At 35.9% G+C, this 20,237-nt stretch carries 23 protein-coding genes and 1 pseudogene; 18 read left to right on the plus strand and 6 right to left on the minus strand.

Annotation, left to right across the window (positions count from 1 at the left end; all coding sequences use genetic code 11):
• Window positions 1-3 precede the first annotated feature (3 nt).
• Both malQ and G7059_RS02725 read left to right on the plus strand, forming a co-directional pair.
• Window positions 4-1,452, plus strand: coding sequence for a 4-alpha-glucanotransferase (gene malQ, locus G7059_RS02720; RefSeq protein ID WP_166080560.1), 1,449 nt, complete (start codon window positions 4-6; stop codon window positions 1,450-1,452).
• A 1-nt stretch (window position 1,453) separates the two neighbouring features.
• Entirely contained in the window at window positions 1,454-2,557 is a 1,104-nt protein-coding gene (locus G7059_RS02725) for an ABC transporter ATP-binding protein (RefSeq protein ID WP_166080561.1), read from the plus strand.
• 100 nt (window positions 2,558-2,657) lie between these two features.
• On the opposite strand, the gene G7059_RS02730 is transcribed toward G7059_RS02725, so the two are convergent.
• On the minus strand, window positions 2,658-3,542 hold the full coding sequence (locus G7059_RS02730) for a metal ABC transporter solute-binding protein, Zn/Mn family (RefSeq protein WP_166080563.1): 885 nt from the start codon (window positions 3,540-3,542) through the stop codon (window positions 2,658-2,660).
• A gap of 141 nt (window positions 3,543-3,683) precedes the next feature.
• Between G7059_RS02730 and G7059_RS02735 the strand changes: the two genes are divergently transcribed.
• The 6 genes from G7059_RS02735 (at window position 3,684) to G7059_RS02760 (ending at window position 9,311) form a co-directional block, all read left to right on the plus strand.
• The gene (locus G7059_RS02735) at window positions 3,684-4,328 is read left to right on the plus strand and encodes a metal-dependent transcriptional regulator (RefSeq protein WP_166080564.1); all 645 of its coding nucleotides are present in this window, start codon (window positions 3,684-3,686) and stop codon (window positions 4,326-4,328) included.
• A gap of 8 nt (window positions 4,329-4,336) precedes the next feature.
• Window positions 4,337-5,053: a metal ABC transporter ATP-binding protein gene (locus tag G7059_RS02740; protein WP_166080565.1), complete on the plus strand. Its 717-nt coding sequence runs from the start codon at window positions 4,337-4,339 to the stop codon at window positions 5,051-5,053.
• A gap of 2 nt (window positions 5,054-5,055) precedes the next feature.
• Complete coding sequence (locus G7059_RS02745; RefSeq protein ID WP_166080566.1) at window positions 5,056-6,189, plus strand: metal ABC transporter permease; 1,134 nt, start codon at window positions 5,056-5,058, stop codon at window positions 6,187-6,189.
• Window positions 6,186-7,283 carry a metal ABC transporter permease gene (locus G7059_RS02750; RefSeq protein ID WP_166080567.1) on the plus strand — a complete coding sequence of 366 codons (1,098 nt, stop codon included), beginning with the start codon at window positions 6,186-6,188 and terminating at the stop codon, window positions 7,281-7,283. Before G7059_RS02745 ends, G7059_RS02750 begins: the two co-directional genes overlap by 4 nt.
• A gap of 97 nt (window positions 7,284-7,380) precedes the next feature.
• On the plus strand, window positions 7,381-7,770 hold the full coding sequence (locus tag G7059_RS02755; RefSeq protein ID WP_205700231.1) for an OsmC family protein: 390 nt from the start codon (window positions 7,381-7,383) through the stop codon (window positions 7,768-7,770).
• Between the two features lie 134 nt (window positions 7,771-7,904).
• Complete coding sequence (locus G7059_RS02760; protein WP_166080568.1) at window positions 7,905-9,311, plus strand: DEAD/DEAH box helicase; 1,407 nt, start codon at window positions 7,905-7,907, stop codon at window positions 9,309-9,311.
• Window positions 9,312-9,347: 36 nt separating this feature from the next.
• Here G7059_RS02760 and G7059_RS02765 read toward each other — a convergent pair whose 3' ends face one another.
• Together G7059_RS02765 and G7059_RS02770 are read right to left on the minus strand one after the other, a co-directional pair.
• Window positions 9,348-10,163 (minus strand): HAD family hydrolase, encoded by an 816-nt coding sequence (locus G7059_RS02765; protein WP_166080569.1) that lies wholly within the window; start codon window positions 10,161-10,163, stop codon window positions 9,348-9,350.
• Window positions 10,164-10,265: 102 nt separating this feature from the next.
• The gene (locus G7059_RS02770; RefSeq protein ID WP_166080570.1) at window positions 10,266-12,200 is read right to left on the minus strand and encodes a heavy metal translocating P-type ATPase; all 1,935 of its coding nucleotides are present in this window, start codon (window positions 12,198-12,200) and stop codon (window positions 10,266-10,268) included.
• 222 nt (window positions 12,201-12,422) lie between these two features.
• On the opposite strand from G7059_RS02770, the gene G7059_RS02775 reads away from it, so the two are divergent.
• Window positions 12,423-12,803, plus strand: coding sequence for an HAD family hydrolase (locus G7059_RS02775; RefSeq protein ID WP_166080571.1), 381 nt, complete (start codon window positions 12,423-12,425; stop codon window positions 12,801-12,803).
• Between the two features lie 18 nt (window positions 12,804-12,821).
• The gene (locus G7059_RS02780) at window positions 12,822-13,676 is read left to right on the plus strand and encodes a Cof-type HAD-IIB family hydrolase (RefSeq protein WP_166080572.1); all 855 of its coding nucleotides are present in this window, start codon (window positions 12,822-12,824) and stop codon (window positions 13,674-13,676) included.
• Here the strand turns inward: G7059_RS02780 and G7059_RS02785 are convergent.
• A complete protein-coding gene (locus tag G7059_RS02785) occupies window positions 13,662-14,546 on the minus strand; it encodes an RluA family pseudouridine synthase (RefSeq protein WP_166080573.1) in 885 nt (294 codons plus the stop codon). The genes G7059_RS02780 and G7059_RS02785 overlap by 15 nt on opposite strands.
• Entirely contained in the window at window positions 14,534-14,989 is a 456-nt protein-coding gene (locus tag G7059_RS02790) for a CopY/TcrY family copper transport repressor (protein ID WP_166080574.1), read from the minus strand. The genes G7059_RS02785 and G7059_RS02790 overlap by 13 nt, the downstream gene beginning before the upstream one ends.
• A gap of 195 nt (window positions 14,990-15,184) precedes the next feature.
• Here G7059_RS02790 and G7059_RS02795 point away from each other — a divergent pair, with 195 nt between their 5' ends.
• From G7059_RS02795 to G7059_RS10635, 5 genes and pseudogenes are all read left to right on the plus strand, one after another.
• Complete coding sequence (locus G7059_RS02795; RefSeq protein ID WP_166080575.1) at window positions 15,185-15,784, plus strand: LytTR family DNA-binding domain-containing protein; 600 nt, start codon at window positions 15,185-15,187, stop codon at window positions 15,782-15,784.
• 205 nt (window positions 15,785-15,989) lie between these two features.
• Entirely contained in the window at window positions 15,990-16,235 is a 246-nt protein-coding gene (locus tag G7059_RS02800; RefSeq protein ID WP_166080576.1) for an AbrB/MazE/SpoVT family DNA-binding domain-containing protein, read from the plus strand.
• Window positions 16,226-16,561: a type II toxin-antitoxin system PemK/MazF family toxin gene (locus G7059_RS02805; RefSeq protein WP_166080577.1), complete on the plus strand. Its 336-nt coding sequence runs from the start codon at window positions 16,226-16,228 to the stop codon at window positions 16,559-16,561. Before G7059_RS02800 ends, G7059_RS02805 begins: the two co-directional genes overlap by 10 nt.
• Window positions 16,562-16,681: 120 nt before the next feature.
• Entirely contained in the window at window positions 16,682-16,864 is a 183-nt protein-coding gene (gene relB, locus G7059_RS02810) for a type II toxin-antitoxin system RelB family antitoxin (protein WP_166080578.1), read from the plus strand.
• Between the two features lie 17 nt (window positions 16,865-16,881).
• Window positions 16,882-17,127: pseudogene (locus tag G7059_RS10635) on the plus strand (type II toxin-antitoxin system RelE/ParE family toxin); the annotation flags it as partial.
• Window positions 17,128-17,218: 91 nt separating this feature from the next.
• Here G7059_RS10635 and G7059_RS02820 read toward each other — a convergent pair.
• Window positions 17,219-17,890, minus strand: a complete 672-nt coding sequence (locus G7059_RS02820) for a MerR family transcriptional regulator (RefSeq protein ID WP_166080579.1) — start codon at window positions 17,888-17,890, stop codon at window positions 17,219-17,221.
• Window positions 17,891-18,175: 285 nt separating this feature from the next.
• Here G7059_RS02820 and G7059_RS02825 point away from each other — a divergent pair, with 285 nt between their 5' ends.
• The 3 genes from G7059_RS02825 to G7059_RS02835 all read left to right on the plus strand — a co-directional run bounded on the left by G7059_RS02825 (window position 18,176) and on the right by G7059_RS02835 (window position 20,186).
• Entirely contained in the window at window positions 18,176-18,829 is a 654-nt protein-coding gene (locus G7059_RS02825) for an HAD family phosphatase (RefSeq protein WP_166080581.1), read from the plus strand.
• A gap of 118 nt (window positions 18,830-18,947) precedes the next feature.
• On the plus strand, window positions 18,948-19,355 hold the full coding sequence (locus G7059_RS02830) for a GNAT family N-acetyltransferase (RefSeq protein ID WP_166080582.1): 408 nt from the start codon (window positions 18,948-18,950) through the stop codon (window positions 19,353-19,355).
• Window positions 19,356-19,394: 39 nt separating this feature from the next.
• Entirely contained in the window at window positions 19,395-20,186 is a 792-nt protein-coding gene (locus G7059_RS02835; RefSeq protein WP_166080583.1) for a putative RNA methyltransferase, read from the plus strand.
• Window positions 20,187-20,237 lie beyond the last annotated feature (51 nt).

The following is a 20,237-nucleotide window of genomic DNA, read 5'->3' on the forward strand; positions in this document are numbered from 1 at the left end:
TCGATGGCACGCGTTGCAGGGGTATTGATGCCCTTATCAAGTCTTCCTGGAACGATGGGAATTGGAGATTTAGGAAAAGATGCTTATACATGGCTTCATGATCTAAGTAAAACTGGATCAAGCTTATGGCAAGTACTTCCTTTAAACCCAGTAGGCTATGGTAACTCACCATACCAAACTTACTCGTCATTTGCAGGAGATGAAATCTATATTTGTCTTGAGGATCTTTACGAATCCATGAATCTTGAAATCGAATGGGAAACCATTGAAGATGATTCTGTAGACTACGATGAGGTTCGTAAGACAAAAACACACTATTTAAAAGAAGCTTACAAACACTTTAAAGAAGATAAAAACTATGAAGAATTCATCATCAAAGCACATTGGCTTGATGAGTATGCAGACTTCATGGCATTAAGAACTCAAAATGGTAATACTTCCTGGGTCGAGTGGACTGAATTAATCCCAGACCCAAAAGAAGCAAACTATCATAAATTCTTACAATTTGTATTCTTTGAACAATGGAAAAAATTAAAGACATATGCAGAAGAATTAAACATCAAGATTGTTGGGGATCTCCCAATTTATCTTGGACATGATTCAGCAGAAGTTTATTTCAATCGTGATCTTTTCTTCCTAGGAAAAGATGGTCGTCCAACTCTTGTAGCAGGTGTTCCACCCGATTACTTTAGTGAAGAAGGCCAACTTTGGGGTAATCCAATATACAATTGGGACGCTATCGCAAAGACCGATTACAAATTCTGGGTGGATCGACTCAAATGGAATCAAACAATGTTTGATGTAATTCGTTTGGATCACTTTAGAGCATTCGATACATATTGGGTAGTTGACGGAGAAGCTACATCCGCTATAGATGGCGAATGGCGTCTTGGTCCGGCACATGATTTCTTTGATGCAATGTATCGTCAGATTGAAAATTTAGATTTAGTTGTAGAAGACTTAGGTGACTTAAGACCTGAAGTTCTCCAACTTCGTGATGATTATGAGTTGATGGGTATGCAAATTATCCAGTTCGCTCTTAAGACTAAAGAAATTGAACGAGACGAAACAATGAAAACTAACATGCTTGTGTATACAGGAACTCATGATAATGAGACACTTGGTGGCTGGAAAGAAAACATGCCATTAAAAGAACAAGTACGCGTAGCTAAAGAACTTGCAATACGTGGAGTAGATGATGATCATATCATTGATCAAATCTGCCACTATACACTTCGCTTAAAAGCAGATTGGGCAATCTTACCAATTCAAGACATTATGCGATTATCAGGTTCAACACGCATTAATAGTCCAGGAACAGTAGGAAGTCCTAACTGGGAATGGAAATTAGATACATACTCACAAGATTACACAGATGGACTCAAACGCTTAACAAAATGGGTTCACGAAACACGCCGTTGCCGACGTGATGACCACAAAGGGGGACAATGAGATGGCAAGTATCACATTAAAACAAGTCTATAAAAAATACGATGGTAATGATCGCTATTCAGTTAGTGATTTCAATCTTGAAATTCAAGATCAGGAGTTTGTAGTATTTGTAGGTCCTTCAGGATGTGGTAAATCTACAACCCTTCGAATGATTGCTGGATTGGAAGATATTACAGAAGGAGAACTCTACATTGGTGACCGTTTGGTTAATGATGTATCTCCACGAGACCGAGACATTGCAATGGTTTTCCAAAACTATGCATTGTATCCACATATGACTATTTTTGACAATATGGCATTTGGATTAAAACTACGTAAATATCCTAAAGAAGAAATTGACAAACTTGTACGTGAAGCAGCAGAAACTTTAGGTATTACACACTATCTAGACAAGAAACCAGCAGCATTATCTGGTGGTGAACGTCAACGTGTTGCATTGGGACGATCAATCGTTCGTAATGCACAAGTATTCTTAATGGATGAACCTCTATCAAACTTAGACGCAAAACTTCGTGTTACAATGCGTGCAGAGATCTCAAAACTCCATGCACGACTTGGTACAACGACAGTCTATGTCACTCACGACCAAACGGAAGCGATGACAATGGCTGACCGCATTGTAATTATGAAAGCTGGATTTATTCAACAAGTAGGAACACCTACTGAAGTTTATAACCGTCCAGCGAATAAGTTTGTAGCAGGGTTCATTGGGTCACCGGCAATGAACTTCTTTGATGTAGAATTCAAAGATGGTAAATTAATTGGTGAAGATGGCTTTGAATTGGCTATCCCAGAAGGAAAAGTAAAACTCCTTAAAGATAGAGGGTATGAAAACAAACGTGTTTGGTTTGGTATCCGTCCAGAATCAATTAACAACGAACAATTAGTTCTTGATGCAAATCCAGAATCAATTGTTAAAGCTAAAGTTGTTGTAAGTGAACTATTAGGTTCTGAAATTATGCTTCACCTTAATGCAGGTGGAACAGATTTCATTGCTAAAGTAAGTCCACAACAACAATTCAACATTGGAGAAGATGTTGAAATCAGCTTTAATGTTAATAAAGCTCACTTCTTTGATCCAGAAAACGAAGAAGTAATTGTCTAAAAGACTATACCGTTGTCGCTCGATATAAAATTGGTTCTATGAAACCGAAAAAGAAAGAGGTCTATATAGGACCTCTTTTCTTTGTGTTCTAAAGATGAATTTATGCTAATGCTCTTACTATCGCATCAACGTTAAGTTTAAATGTTTCAATATAGCTTGCGTTATCTTTGAGTGAGTCGGAATAAAGTTCTTCACCAATTGTAACCTTAAAGCCACGCGACTCAACTGCTTTCTGAAGAGATTCAATAGTCTTTGGAGATATCGATGACTCGGTAAATACTGATTTAATTTGATGTTTAGTAATAAAGTCAGCAAGTTCGCTAATCGTCGATGTTGATGCTTCTGACTCAGTACTGATACCTTGAATCGAACGAACTTCGAAATTATTAGAGTGTGCAAAATAGTTAAAAGCATCGTGAGCTGTTACTAAGACTCGTTTATCACCTTCAATAACACTTAATTTATTTGTAATGTATGATTGTAAATCATCAAGTTCAACGAGATACTTTTGAAGATTTGCATCATAGTCCTTAGCGTTAGTTGGATCGAGTTCAGATAATCCTTTTGACACACGTATTGCTGCTTTTTTCCAAAGTGGAACACTAAACCATATATGAGGATCAATACCACCCTCATCATCAGCTAGAATATCTCCCTCGTCCAATCCACTTTCTAAGCTTATAGCGTTTTCTAATTTAGCGAGGACATCTGTAAGCTTAGCTTCAAGATGAACACCGTTATAGATTACAAGATCTGCTGCTATTAATGTTGTTGCATCACTTGCTTTTGCTTGATAAAGGTGTGGATCAACTCCTGTGGTCATCAAACCTTTAACATTAACATGATCACCGCCAATTGTTTCTACTAAATCTGTAATCATTGTCGTTGTAACGACAATATTGAGTTTTCCATCTTCTTGATTATTTTTTTGACACCCTGTTAATAGTAATAATAACGAAAGTAGTCCAATAACTAATTTTTTCATACATAACTCCTTTATTACTTAGGTAAACCTAATTTATGTATAAATCTTACATCAACTAGACCTAATATGCAATATATAAGTTGATTTTATAGTTATTTAGGTCTATAATATCAATAGTTAGGCATGCCTAAGGAGGAATTTATGACACCGAGTAGAGAAGATTACATCAAGTTCATATACGGACAAAATCAAAAAAAGATAAAAGTTACTAATAAAAAAATAGCTGAAGAACTAAAAATTTCACCACCTTCTGTTACAGAAATGCTCAATAAACTTGTTGAATCGGATCAAATTATTAAAGATAGTGCTTTAGGATACACTTTAACTAAAGAGGGAACACGAATTGCCCAAACGTTAATTCGTAAGCACCGTTTGTGGGAAGTGTTCTTAGTAAATTATCTTGGATATGATTGGGAAGATGTTCATGCAGATGCAGAAGTTCTTGAACATGCTACTTCAGATTATTTATCAGAACGTCTCAATGAGTTTCTACAGTACCCAGAGTATTGTCCACATGGAAGTATTATTTTTGGTAACACTGAAGAAACAAAAGAAATAATCTTTAAACTGTCGGAAATTAATCTACATGAAAGCGTCGTAATCGCAGAAGTTGTTGATGATCGAGTTTTCTTGGAGTATCTAAGTCATAAGAATATTTCAGTAGGCGATGTTGTTACCTTAGTGGCAATTAGTAATTATGATGCAACACGTACTTTAAAAGTTGACGATCGACTTGTAGAAATCAGTAATCAAGCTGCTGAGGAAATATTCATTAGAAAGATGTAGGAATTAATATGAAAGAAAACAGTGCTATTAGCGTAAAAGATATAACCGTAGCGTACGATACAAAACCAGTTGTTTGGAATGCGCACGTAGATTTCAATAAGGGAAGATTAACCGCAATTGTTGGTCCTAATGGTGCAGGTAAGTCAACCTTAGTCAAAACAGTGATGGGATTAATCGAACCGATTTCAGGGGAAGTACAAGTACTTGATAATAATGATTTAAGCCGTATTGCCTATGTTCCACAAAGCGGTAGTGTTGACTGGGATTTCCCAGCAACTGTAAGTGATATTGTATTGATGGGAAGATATGGCAAGTTAGGTTGGTTTAAACGACCAAGTAAAAAAGACAAAGAGATTGCATCACAAATGATTGACAAGGTTGGCTTATCAGACTTTAAACACCGTCAAATCCAACAATTATCTGGAGGACAACAACAACGTGTTTTCCTAGCCCGTGCTTTAGCGCAAGAGGCAGAAATATACATTCTTGATGAACCTTTAAAAGGTGTCGATATTCGTACTGAGAAGGTTCTTATGGAACTATTAAGAGAGATTGTTAATGATGGTGGAACTGTTATTGCAGTTCACCACGACTTAAACAGTGTTCCTGAATACTTTGACGACGTTGTTTTTGTGAACGTTCGTATCGTTGCTTCGGGAAGCGTTGAAGAAATCTTTACAGATGAGAATATAAAGAAAACCTATGATGGTAAAAGGAGGGTATAATTATGGACCAAATCCTTCGATTATTTAGTGACTATACCTTTCAAGTTGTAGCCATAGGAAGTGTCTCTTTAGGAGTATTGAGTGGATTAACAGGAACCTTTGCGGTCTTAAGAAAACAAAGTCTTATTGGTGATAGTATCGCTCACTCTTCCTTAGCAGGTATCGCAATTGCATTCATGCTTACCCAAACAAAGAACACAGAAGTCCTCCTGCTTGGAGCACTTATTATTGGTTTAATCTCAACATATATTACGTCGTTTATCGCTAAGAACTCAAGAGTAAACTTTGAAAGTTCTATGGCTCTTGTTATGGCATCCTTCTTCGGTTTAGGTTTAATGTTACTTACAGAGATTCAAAAGACACCAAACTCGAATCAAGCTGGATTGAACCGTTTCTTATTTGGTCAAGCAGCCACAATACTAGAACGTGATGTAAGTTTAATCTTAATTATTACTGCAGTTGTGGCTCTTGCTACTGCACTATTCTGGAAAGAATTGAAATTCTTTACCTTTGATCCCATTAGTGCTCAAATTCAAGGTTTCAATTCAAAAATACTAAATACACTTTTATCTGCATTTGTTGTTGTAAGTGTTGTTATGGGAATCCAAATGGTTGGGGTTGTATTGATGAGTGCTTTACTTATTGCTCCAGCTGTAGCAGCACGACAATGGACACATTCATTATTAGGTATGACACTTCTTTCGTCGCTACTAGGTGGAATTAGTGGACTATCAGGTACAATCATTAGCTCTACAGTATCTCAGTTCCCTACAGGTCCTGGAATCGTTTTAGTTGCTAGTGTAATCGTAATACTAAGTCTCTTGTTTGCACCTCAACGAGGTATTCTCGCAAGAAAAATAACACAAAGCAATGTACGTAAATCACACTATGATGATATTCTTTTACTTCATCTTATTGAAAACAACAAGCTAGTAAAAGATGAATCGTATAGTAAAGATGTTTTGGTAGATATTGTGAAGACTGATGATCATAAAATGGGTTCGAAGTCTGTTGATGCTTGGATTCATAGTTTGATGAATCGTAGTTTCTTGGAACTTACATCCGACAGTCTTTATTCACTCACTGATTCTGCGTATGAGAATCTATATCTTAATGGAAAGGGGGAAACGCTATGACACTCGGTCAATATGAAATTATTATCGTAGCTTCAATTGTTGCGGTATCGTGTGCATTAGTAGGGGTATTCTTAGTACTTCGTAAGATGGCTATGATGAGTGATGCGATTACCCATACTGTTCTATTAGGTATTGTATTAGGGTTCTTTATCACTCATGATCTATCATCACCCTTACTCATGGTGGGTGCCTTAATCATGGGTATCATTACTGTATATCTTGTCGAGACATTGCAGAGAACGCGTTTACTATCGGAAGAAGCCTCGATTGGTGTTGTCTTCCCATTTATCTTTAGTATCGCAATTGTACTCATTAGCCGCTATGCAGGAAATGTTCACTTAGATACCGATGCTGTTTTATTAGGTGAGTTGGCTTTTATTCCCTTAGACCGTATGACTCTTTTTGGACTAAGTTTCCCAATTGCATATATTAATACAGGTTTAATTTTATTAATTGATATCTTTGTCATCAAACTCTTCTTCAAAGAGCTACAACTATCAAGCTTTGATGCACTTCTTGCAGCGACTCTTGGATTTTCTCCAATCTTCTTAAATTACTTGTTAATGACACTTGTATCAATTACAGCAGTTGGTGCCTTTAATGCAGTCGGATCCGTACTTGTGATTGCATTTATGATTGGTCCTCCAATCACTGCCTATCTCTTAACACATGACTTAAAGAAAATGATTGCACTAAGTGTACTCTTTGCAATCTTTAATGTTGTTTTAGGATATGGTGTTGCTATGTTCTTTGATGTTTCGATTGCAGGTAGTATGGCACTCGTCACAGGCTTAACCTTTATTGTGGTAATGATGCTAAATCGAGAAAATGGCTACATTTCGACACGACTTCGTATTCGCAAACAACGTCATAGTTTCTCCGAGCTTGTAATCTTATTTTATTTAAAGGATCATGATTCTTTGAAGAAGGAAGAATTATTTGAAGCAATTAACTGGGATAACCATAAGATTCAAGGAATTTTGGATCACTTGAGTAGTGCTAATGAAATAGTGATTTCTGATAATCATATTTCAGTAACTGACAAAGGTGATTCGAGAATAACAAGTCAAGAAGCATTGATATTTGATAGATAATCACTGTAAGAACTTCACAGTCTTAACAATCAACGGGTTAGATTTCTTGTTTTTTCATGAATGATACCTTAGAATTATTGTAAAGAGAGGTGTTATTATGCAAATAGAATTACTACAAGGTGAACAAGGTTTAGAGTTATTCCATAAAGAAGGTAACTGGGTATTAAAACGTAATATCGGCTATTCTCCTGTGCAATTACTAGTGACATCAATTGGTGCTTGTGGAGCCTATGTCTATGAAAGTATACTGACGAAGTCTAACATTGAACATCGTTTAGATACAGTAGACATTTCATATAAAGTAGATGAAGATGATAAAGCTAAGCCACTAACAGAAGTAGCGATTACCTTTAATATCTGGGTACCAGAAGATAAGAAAGCTCAAGTTGAGCGTTCATTACGTTTGGTCAATGAGTACTGTCCAGTAATTCAAAGCTTGAATCCAAATATTGGAATCATCAAAGAAGTAAATTTCTTAGAAAAATAATTAGATAAACATCTGACCCAATAACATGGGTCTTTGTTTTGTCTAAGCTTAAATAGAGGTTTATATGTAAAATAATAATTCTATCGTATTATGCGAAAACGTGATATGATACGAACAGAAAAAGGTGACTCACTATGGCAGAATTTAAACAGTTTGGTTTATCAGAACCAATACTTGAAGCTCTAAATGTCTTAGGATATTCAGAAGCAACAGAAGTACAAGAAATATTAATTCCAAGAATGAAAGAAGGAAATGACTTTGTAGTTTTATCAGAGACAGGGAGTGGTAAGACTGCTGCTTTTGGTATTCCTTTAGTTGATGCTACAGAATGGGAGATTCGTACTCCACAAGCAATGGTTATTGCTCCTACACGTGAACTGGCAATGCAAATCAAAGAAGAAATCTTCAACATCGCTCGTTATAAACGTCTCAGTGTTGCATGCTTAATTGGTAAAGATTCTATGTCACGTCAAGCACAAGAATTGAAGCAACGTTGTCATATTGTAGTCGGTACTCCGGGTCGTATTTTTGATCATATCGAACGTGGCAATTTGGATTTAGAAATGTGCCGTACACTTGTAATCGATGAAGCGGATGAACTCTTACGCATGGGCTTTAGAGACCAAGTTACAGACATTGTTGGTCAACTTACCAAGCATCAAACAATCCTACTCTCGGCAACCATGAATGATGATGTCCAACATCTTATCAACACCATCGTACCTCATAATACTTTATTGGAAGTAGCTTCCGATAATCCAGTAGAAGAACGTATTAATCACTACGGCATGATTGCTTATAATGATAATAAAAATGAATTATTACTTAACTATCTTGAATCTGAGATGATAGAGAGTGCAATTATATTCTGTAATATGAAAGTAACTGTTAACGACGTTTACAATTTCTTAAAGAATAAAGGTTTAAACGTTGATCGCCTTCATGGAGATCGTGATCAAAAAGATCGTACTCAAACATTAAAAGATTTTAAACAAGGAAAGATCCGTTACGTTGTCGCAACTGATGTTGCTGCACGAGGTCTAGATATCGATAAAGTTCCGTTGATTGTAAACTATGATTTACCTGAACATGAGGAAACCTATGTTCACCGTACAGGGAGAACGGCAAGAAAAGATGAAACAGGAAAAGCACTAACACTACTCTTCCCATATCAAGAGAAACATTTCTATACAACATATCCTTTCGCAAACTCACTCGAGGGAATCATTTTTGAAGAAAACCCTGCATTCATGGCGCTTCAAAAGAAAAAACGCGACGACATTAAACAAGATGTATCACATCAAGACATCATGAAGTTACATATCAAAGGTGGACGCAAACAGAAAATACGTCCCGGTGATATTGTAGGTGCTATTACAGGTATTTCTAAAGTTGATGCCAGTGACATTGGTGTTATCCAAGTATTGGATGAGTCATCTTATGTAGAGATACTTAATGACAAAGGACGTTATGTAATGAAATCATTAGAACGTCGTCCAATCAAAGGTAAAATACGACGCGTAGAAAAAGCGTACGAATAGACTAAAGCCCAAGACAATTAAGTCCTGGGCTGTTTATTATTTACTATTCAAAAACTTTGTAAGATATGTAGAGAATCCTTGGTTATCAGTGTGATCAGCAAAATATCCTGCAACACTCTTAAGTTCTTCTGTAGCATTTCCCATAGCAACTCCATGGTGAGCTACCTTCAACATTTCAATATCATTGTTACCATCACCAAAAGCAACAGTACGTGACATATCGAAGTCTAACAACTTCACAACCTTCTTGATTGCAAGACCTTTAGAAGTTTCTTTAGGAGTGACTTCAATGTTATTAAAGTTTGAACTACTAATTTGATAATGATCTGTCTTAATGAGTGTTTCACGAATGATTGCTTGTAAGTCTAAATCTTCAGTGATAAAGATAGCGTTCGCAATACGTGTTTTATCCAATATTTCAGGATAGTTAACACTGGATAATTCTAAGACATGGGATCGATTGCTTGAAGATGTTCGCTTTGCAGCATCATCAGTAAAGAACTTCGGTGGATTCAATGTATAAATAATTGTATCAAGTCCAAATAATAAAAGTGGTACATTGTATTTAAATGACATATCAATTAGTGGATAAATAGTATCTTCAGTCATTTCGTTCATCACTAAGTTATTATCTTGTTTGATAACTCCACCGTTAGAACCAATAACTCCAATACGACTATCAATTGATTGAGCAACTTCTAATGCAGATTGAATCATACGTCCAGTACAAATGTAGAAAGTATGACCTTGATCAAGCACACTTTTAATCGTGCTTTTTGTTTGTTCACTAATATCACCGCTTGTATTAGTGAGTGTTCCGTCTAAATCGGAAAAAATAATATATGGTTTCATGTTTTTCGCTCCCTCATAACGAATACACTTATTATAGCAAGTTTTAGCAAGTGTGCATAACAAAAGCTGATTCAGTTTTTTTGAATCAGCTTCGATATTTAATTATTTAGGTGATTTAAGAAGTCTTAAACCGTTTAATAGAACAACGATTGTACTGCCTTCATGCATTACAACACCGAGTGGTAGGTCCATAGTTCCCATAATATTCATAATTACGAGAACTACTACTACAAACATGGAGAAGAAGATATTTTCCCAAACAATACGATCCAATCGTTTTGATTGTTTGATTGCTTTTACAAGGTTGTTTAAGTCGTTACGCATCAATACGGCATCAGCAACATCAATCGCAATATCAGTTCCTTGTCCCATCGCAATACCGACATCCGCTTTAACTAGTGCAGGTGCATCGTTGATACCATCACCAATCATGACGATTGGTCCGTGTTCACGACGTAGCGATTCTACAAGCTCGGCTTTTTGTTCGGGAAGAACATTACCACGAACTTCATCAACTCCTACAAGACGACCAATAGCTTCACCTGTTTGCTTGGAATCACCTGTAATCATTACCGTATGAATGCCCAGTTTCTTCAAGGCATCGACCACATCTTTTGAAGCAGCATTAGGAACATCTAGTAATGCAATGTATCCTTGAACCACTCCATCTTCTGCAAAGTAAACAATGGTTTTACCATCATGCGCTAGTTTTTCTTTGCTTTCTTGTATGGATTCATCAACTGATTCAAACATGTCAGGTTTACCAATTTGGTAATGATGACCTTCGTAATCAGCATTAAGGCCATGACCTACAACCGTATTCACATCAATATCCATGACAGTGGAAACATTGAAGTGAGTGATAATAGCGTTTGCGAGTGGGTGGTTGGTAGCTTTTTCCATTGCTACTATAATGTCTAAGAATTCTTGACGTTTGTCTTCGTTGATAAAGTATGCATCAGTTACAACGGGTTTACCAGCTGTTAGGGTACCGGTCTTATCAAAGGCAATAACTTTAATATCATTAAGCATTGATAAGTATGTACCGCCTTTAAAGAGAACACCTTGGCGAGCTAAATTGGAAATTGCAGCTAAAGTAGCAGGAACTGCACTTGCAGCGAGAGCACATGGTGATGCAACCGTTAAGAAGACCATGCCACGGTAGAAGCTTTCTGACCATGTCCATGAGAAAATTGTTGGTCCAAGAATTATAAATATTGGGACTAATATAAGGACTAAGCTTACATAGCTAGGTTCTAGTTTTTTTATTTTGGAAGCGGCAGGAGTTAAATTGTCTTGCGATGCGTTTACTAATTGCACAATCTTCGCATAGACAGTTTCAGAACTATCTTTAGTAACTTTCATTGTGAAAGTACCATCACCATTCAAAGTACTGCCAAAGACGGAGTCGCCTTTAGATTTCTCTGATGGAATACTTTCTCCTGTAATGGAAGCTTCGTTTATTGAGCTGTAACCACTGATAATAACGCCATCAGTAGGAACTTGATCTCCGTTAAGAACTTGAAGTAAGTCTCCAACTTTAATCAGTGAAGCATCAATAACTTCTACAGTTCCATCTTCATTAATACGACGTGCTTGTGTAGGGTTAAGATTAAGCAAGTTGGTAATATCACGTTTACTTTTACCTTCTACGTAATCTTCAAGGAAGTGTGCACCCGCAAAGATTAAGATGAGTAGGGCAGCTTCTTGGAAGTCACCAATGATGATAGCTCCTAAAGCGGCTAGTGTCATAAGCAAGTGGATGTTTGGTGTAAACTTACGATTCTTTTTTGTTGAATTGATTGTATCCAAGAATCCTTCGGTAATAACGTGTTCACCACTTAGAATGATAGATGCTAAGAAAAGTCCGTTTGCGATTAGCTTCTGTGGTGCAAATAATGCAATCGCAAAAGCAAGGACACCTGCTAAGAAAATCCAAACTGCATTTTTTGAATGATTATGTCCGCAGCTTCCATGGTCGTGATTGTGATCATGATTATGATTGCATGTTTCGTGTTGATGTTTATGTTGTGTCATCGTTAGTTACCCCCTTTAACGTATGAATGTCTGTTCATACGTTCATTATAACAGATTGGCATAAGAAATCAAGCAATACTCTGTGAAAACTCTGACAATTTCTGTTATCTTCATAACTCGTTTGTTTTTAAGATAACGAACTCATTTCAAGTAAATCATGGTCTTAACAATAATACGAACTCACCTATGGTATAATATTTCCTATATGGAGGTAGTGGTTACATGAATCGTGAATGGGAAGCAGTTAAACTTTTCCATGAAAAGTTTGATCATCCAGTTGCAGATAAGCCTGTGATGATGCAGAAAGAGCGTGCAGAAAAACGCTACAAATGGATGTTAGAAGAAATTAATGAATTTATTGAAGCAGACGATATTGTCGAACAAGCAGATGCTATGATTGATACAATTTATTTTGCTTTAGGTACTTTAGTAGAAATGGGTATTAAGCCTGATGTGTTGTTTGATATTGTACAACATGCAAATATGTCAAAACTTTGGGATGATGGTTTACCACACTATAATGGTGATGGAAAAACAATTAAGCCAGAAGGTTGGGAAGATCCGCATCCAAAATTAGAACAAGCAATTGAAGAAATGAAGTAAGAGCTAAAGGAGACAGTCATGATTAAACTAATAGCAAGTGATATTGATGGAACGTTAATTAATGATGAACACCAAGTAACGCCTTATACAAAAGAAATTATTCAGAAAGCACGAGCACAGGGTATTGAGTTCGTGATTGCCACAGGACGTAATTATGAAAGTGCTTCTGAGATCGCAAAACAATGTGGAATAGACCCTGAAGAAATGGCTATTATTAGCTTGAATGGTTTACGTGTTGAGTTTCCTAATGCGGGCTACTCAGTGCGTGCCGAATCAATGTCTTATGAAGCATGTAAAAAGATGGAAGAGATTGGTAAGAAATACTTCATGGGTGTTATGTATGCCTTTGAAGATGTTATTTACTATCACATGGATGATGTCTCGTTTGAAGATTATCGCCTGGGAGTTCCTAAAGAAAGAATGGTACTCTTTGATGACTCACTTCGCAGCCAAAGAATTAATGGTTTAGAAGATATCAAGCATCGTTTCGAACATGGTAGTGAAATTCTTAAGATGATTTATGTCCAAAATGGAGACTATACGGAGCTAGTAAAAAACCGAATTGCTCGTGAATTCGGTAAAGAGTTTACATTAATGCTTGTTGGTGTTGGTTGGGCAGAAATTATGCCTCGTCACGTCAACAAAGGTGCAGCATTACTACAATACGCTGCTTCAAGAGGTATTCAAGCTGATGAAATTATTGCCTTTGGTGATAGTGATAATGACCTTACAATGATTAAGAAAGCAGGCACAGGTGTTGCTATGGCAAATGCTCGCGAATCTTTAAAGATCATTGCAGATGATATCACATCAACGAATAGTGAAAATGGTGTTGCTGAATACATTGAAAAGCATATCTTAAACCAAGAGTAAGTCTACTTTTCTTTGGAAGTAATCCGGTAAAGGGACTTCAAACATCATTGGTTTATTAAGGATTGGATGGATAAATTCCAAATGATAAGCACAAAGATATTGTCCTTCCTGACTTGGGTTGATGGTGTTGTAAAGAGGATCACCCACAATAGGGTGTCCTACAGAACTTAGATGAACCCGTATTTGGTGGGTCCTACCAGTCTTAAGTTCACAATGAACAAGTGTATGTTTAGAATATGATTTTAATACTGAAATATGAGTGATGGCGTGTCGACCTTTTAGGGTGCTGACAGCCATTTTTTTTGTGTTTAAGGGATCTTCTCCAATCGGTGAATCAATTACCATATCTTCAATACTTCCTTCACATAGAGCTTGATAATGACGTGTCATCGTTTTATCAAGTAGTTGATTCGCAAGGATTGCATGAGCATCTTCTGTCTTGGCGATGACCAGTAAACCGGAAGTCATCTTATCAATACGATGAACAAGACCTGGCTTAATAATCGTAGGAGCATCTTTGAAGTAATGGACTAATCCATGAAGTAATGTAGGTTCGTGAACACCTTTTCCAGGATGTACTACTAAACCTCGAGCTTTATTAAGGACGAGAATCCATTCATCTTCATAAATAATATCGAGTGGCATTTCATGGGGATAAAGCTGTAGTGCCTTAATAATGTATTCGCCCACTGTGACTGTGTCGTTGAGTTTAAGTTTATAGTTTGCTTTTGTGGGTGCATTGTTACAGAGAATGGATCCGTCTTGAATCATTTCCGCAATCTTACTTCGAGATTTTTGAATGGATTGCGCAAGAAAACGATCAATGCGTTGCCCTTGATCGTTTTCTTGTATTCTTATTATTTGTGACATGTGCACTTACCATCAGGGCAGTTACAGCTTGCATGATGATTGCTTGCACATGAGCACTGAATAGTTTCTACAACTTGTTTGTCTTGAAGCACTGCTAAGATTGCATCTTTATCTTCTTGCGTTAGATCGTGATCACGAATCGCACTCGCAATGGCACTACCTACAGCAGTAGCACAGATTGATGCAAAGACATCTTCCACTTTTTGGTTGACTGATTCTTTTTCAGATACAGTCGCTTTATAGATGAAACGTTTCCCATCTTTTTTTGTTGTGAGGAATCCTTTTTTAACCAGTCTACTTAATAATGTCTTGGTTGTTGCGTTTTCCCAACCTTGACTCTCTTTAAGGATGTCTGACACATCTTTACTGGTAGCGTGATCCAAACTCCAGACAACTTTCATGACTTCCCATTCTGCATTGGATGCAGTTTCCCTTATACTCATACAATCACTCCTACACCTATTAAAAAAGGTTATGAGTCCAATGTCAAGAAGGAAACATCCTTAGGGAGACTGTCGAAAGGACAAAAGGCGAAAAATGGAAGTATCATTTAGACAAGATTTAACACCTAGTGCCCCTCAGTTTAACGAATAGACATCAAACTATGCAATGATACACGTAGAGAAAAGGGTGAAGCAATGATTAAGTATTTTATTAACGTGGGATGTAAGAAAATGGAAAATGACCTGCTTGATACCATTCATAATTTCTCGATGGCTACAGAAACTGCATATGAACGTGTAGATTCACATAAGGACTGTCATATTATTGTGTCAGATATTCTTTCGCGAGAATATAAAACATACAATACAGTTCTTGTGGGTTTAATCGTTCCTAACTTTATGAGTATTCAGATACCATACTGTAGCGAGGAATTTGAGCGAATATTAAGACAGTTGCATATCTCGAAGATTCATATGCCTCATGAAATAATTGTTGGAAATAGAAACCCAAGTCGCGTTAAAGTATCGGAAATAAGTGTGATTGAAACACGAGGACGCAAAATTGTCGTCTGTACTAAGAATGGTGAATACGATTCATACATGCCGATACGTGACTATCAAGATTTACTCGCTGAGTGGCCTTTCATTGAAGTGCATCGCGGTGTCCTAGTAAATCTCTACCATATTATTAGAATTCGAAGAGATGTGATTACGCTTAAAGACGGTGGAAGACGCGATATCTCGCGACGAAAGCTTAAGAGTGTGACCGATCGCTTTAGAAATCATGTACGCTAAGAAGTAAGAGTCCTTACTTCTTTTTTAAGACTATTCAGTAATGTAAGACAATAAATGTAAGAAAAATCAGAGTTAAGTATACTGCTTTCAACTATTTAATCGCTAAAAGAGTTTCTAATAGAACAATAAGACATATGTACGTGTGAATACGATGGGGAGAGAAAGTATATACATATCTATTATAATAGAGCCAAGAGGTGATATCATGCCACAAATTACAAAATGGGGTAACAGTCAAGGTGTGCGTCTTGAAAAATCAAAACTTGAGAAATCAGGCTTTGACATCGAGGAAGAAGTAACAATCGAATACCAAGATAATACGATAATTATTAGAAAGGTAAAAACAATGCCAATTTCAATATACGACTTGTTTCAAAGCTATGATAAAGTTCCGCATAAAACAGAACTTATTGATTTTGGAGATCCAGTGGGTAACGAAGAATGGAAATAAAACAGGGCGACATAATAAAGGTTAATCTTAACTCAAAAAAAGAACATGAGCAACAAGGATATAGACCCTGTATTTGCTTAAGTAATGAAATGGTCTATAACTATGGAAATATTATTATTGTAGCTCCTATCAGCAATACGGAACGTCAGTATCCTTTCTATATTCCTTTACAGGACACTCAAACAACTGGTAAGATACTTTTAGATCAAATTGGAACAATTGACCCGAATGCAAGAGAGGCTAAAGTAATAGAAAGAGTTAATGATAACTTTCTTCGAGAAGTATTGCATTATTCAAAACTATTATTTGATGAAAACATAGAATAACACATCAGATTGGTTCATATAGGTATTGTGTTAGTCATATAAATGTAATGCGATATTGATGAAAGAAAGTGACATTATGAGTGTAATTAGTGTAAGAACTACAGAGGAAGAGAAAAAATAATGAAGGCATATGCAGAGTTTTTCGGTATGACTCTTAGTGGTTTTCTTAAGACATCAGCAATCGAAAAAGTTGAAGATATGTTAGATATGCAGGCAGTAGAAGAATATGAAAATTCAGTACGACAAGACAACAACAAGACTTATACTTATGATGAAGTATTGGAGGAGTTAGGCCTTAAATGATATAAAAGTTAGTATATGATGATAATGCTAAAAAAGCTTTAGGTAAGTCAGATAAACACCAACAAGCTCTACTAGTTAAATGGATTGATACCCATCTTAACGAAAGCGGAAACCCAAGACTTTATTGTAAACAGTTAAAGGCAAACTTAAGCGATTACTGGAGATATAGAGTGGGTCAATACCGAATAATAGCAAAAATTGAAGATAAAACACTAACTATCGTAGTTGTGAAAATAGGTCATCGAAGAGAAGTATATAAATAGAAAGGTTTGAGTAAACTCAAACCTTTACGACTGTAGACATTTGTAACAGCGTGAGCAGTATATTGAGTATACTGCTTATCATTATCTTCACTTATCGCTTTAGCTTGGTGTATTTCCTGTTTACTACATCTAGCATATCTTTTGTTCTTACAAAGAATAGATTGTATGCTGAAATTAAGATACATAATACTCCAATAATTAAAAATACAATACTTATGATATTTCCTAAGGTTTCTGTGCCAAATATTGGTTCAGATAGCATGAGAGCTTTAGAATATGCAATAACCAGTGCAATTCCAAAAACGAAAAAAACGAGATTAAAAAGTTTGCTAAAAATTATCGTCATGTTTTGCATTGTTCTGTAAATTGAGTCGTCTTGTTTGTCGACTCCTTCAAACATTTCTTTATGCTTCAAATGTAATTCCTCCCTTTCTGCAGCGAGTGATTTATTAATGGTGTTAATCATTATCTTTGTTTCTTCAATTGAATCGTTAAGGATAGTTAGTTGGTGTTCTAATCTTTGGATTCGGGTAGTGTATTCATTAGTAGAAAGTAATGCTTTGATTTCCTTTAAAGAAAACCCCATCGTTCTATATAATAGTATTTCCTGGAGAAATTTAATATCACTTTCTGAATAGTAACGATATCCGTTCTCACCAATTTTTGAAGGTAATAATAATTGTATTTTTTGATAGTAATGAAGTGTCTTAACTGTTACACCTGTTTCCTGTGCAACCTGACTTACCGTATAACGTGAGTTCATTGTTCCTCCTTTCAACGCTATTATCCACCCTCCCCAAAGGGGAGAGTCAAGCATATCTTTATATTTTTACTATATATTTTCATTTTACATTAATTGGATTCTTTTCTCTATTGGATTTTGAACTTGAAATATTTGATTGCATGCTTATTGAAAACCTCAGAGTAATAAGTTGTTGGTTTATCACAATAGAAAAAGTTCTCCTGAGGCATCATCGATCGCTATATATAGATTAAGCTTATTTTCCATGCTATGATAAGGAAGTTAGAGAGAATGAGGGAACGTAAGATGAAAAAAGCAATAATATTTGATTTTGATGGATTAATTATCGATACAGAGTCTGCATGGCATTATGCATTTGAAACACATCTCAAAGAGAACTTCCAATATGATATGAAGATGGAAGATTTCTTAACCTGTATTGGTTCAACCAATGATCACTTCATGCAACGTCTTAATGAAGATATTAACTTAGGTGATGGTAAAGAAGAACTTTTAAGAACCGTAAACGCTGCCGCAAAAGATCGCAGTGAGAACTTACCGTTAATGGCTGGTATCTATGATCTACTAGAATATGCAAAGGCAAATGATATCGTCTGTGTAATAGGTACAAGTTCCAATAGAGAACACATTGAAAGACACCTTGATCGCTTAAATATTCGTCAATATTTTGATCACTATGTTACATCCGATATTGTCGAGAACATCAAACCAAATCCAGATATCTATAATAAAGCAGCAGAACTTATTGGGCTTCCAAAAGAAGATATCGTAATCTTTGAAGATTCCTTAAATGGACTGATTGCAGGAAACCGTGCTGGAATTGATGTTGTGATTGTTGCGAACATGGTTACAAAACATATTGATTTCCCTGAGACTTATCTTGATCTTGTACATTCAATGGAAGACTATTCCTATCAAGATCTATTTTCTAAAGAATAGATTCACAAGCACAAAGCCTCCGTTATTAAATAGTGAGGAAATTGTGCTTTTTTAATGAGCTAGGATATCTATGTTTTTTCTATTATGATAAAATATTGATGTTAGTTGGAGGTTTATCATGATACGCTACGCAGAATTAAAAGATGTGGAGAAACTATTAAGTCTTGATTCCCACATTGATAAAGACGAACTTAAACACAAACTTGAACTAGAACGCGTCCTTGTCTTAGAACAAGAAGGAGAGATTGTTGGCTGGTTACGCTATAGTATGTTCTGGGATCAAATTCCATTTATTAACTATCTGTATGTAACAAAAAATCACCGTCTTCAAGGTTATGGACTGATGCTTCTTACTTACTTTGAAATGGAAATGATGGCCCGTGGTAACTTAATGGTAATGAGTGCGACAGCATTTGATAATCCTACACAACACTTCTTCCGTAAATTTGATTACTATGATTCAGGTAATTTTATCTTACCTGGAGAAAATCTTGAGTTGATGTTTGTGAAGATTCTGGAACGATAAGAACATAGTTTATGTTCTTTTTAATAGGAGGGCTATTGTATGAGTCTTTGGGAATGTCCAATATGTAAGGAAAACTTAGAACAAAAAGAAAAACAATTTGTATGTAAAAACAATCACCAATTTGATATTGCTAAACAAAATTATATTAATCTACTTATGTCACAAATATCGAAAGATAAGCAACACGGAGATAGTAAAGAAATGGTACTTGCTCGCTCTAACTTCTTAGAGAAGGGTTATTACACAGTGTTTCGTGATACTTTAGAATCAATCAGTTCACAGTATGTACCTACTTCTGTACTTGATATAGGATGTGGTGAAGGCTGGTATGCTGAGAATCTTTCAGTACCTAATTTGTATGGAATTGATATTTCTAAAGAAGCGATTAAACTAGCAACTAGACGTTTACCACAGTATCAATTTGCGGTTGCAAGTTCCTATGCTTTACCAATAGTGTCGGATTCAATTGATTTGGCCTATTCAATTTTTGCGCCATTTAAAATCGAAGAAGTACATCGTGTATTAAGAGAAGGAGGTATTTTTATCGAAGTATTTCCACTACCAAAACATCTCTACGATTTAAAACATATTCTTTACGATAAGCCATATTTAAATCCAGAATACACAACAGAATATGAAGGTTTTGAGTTGCTTGAGGTAAAAAAGGTAAGTGATGCGATAAAGATAGAAACATCTGAAGATATTCATAATCTCTTTATGATGACGCCTTACTATCACCGTACTCCGGAAAGCAATAAGAAAAGACTTGCTGTATTTGTGGAAATGAATACTGATATTGGTTTTGGATTTGCGATATTTAGAAAGAAATAACGAAGTTTACACAAGAGGGTCTACATTGACAAGACGCTCTATTTAAAGTAT

The organism is Erysipelothrix sp. HDW6A (assembly GCF_011400295.1).
GTDB lineage: Bacteria > Bacillota_I > Bacilli_A > Erysipelotrichales > Erysipelotrichaceae > Erysipelothrix.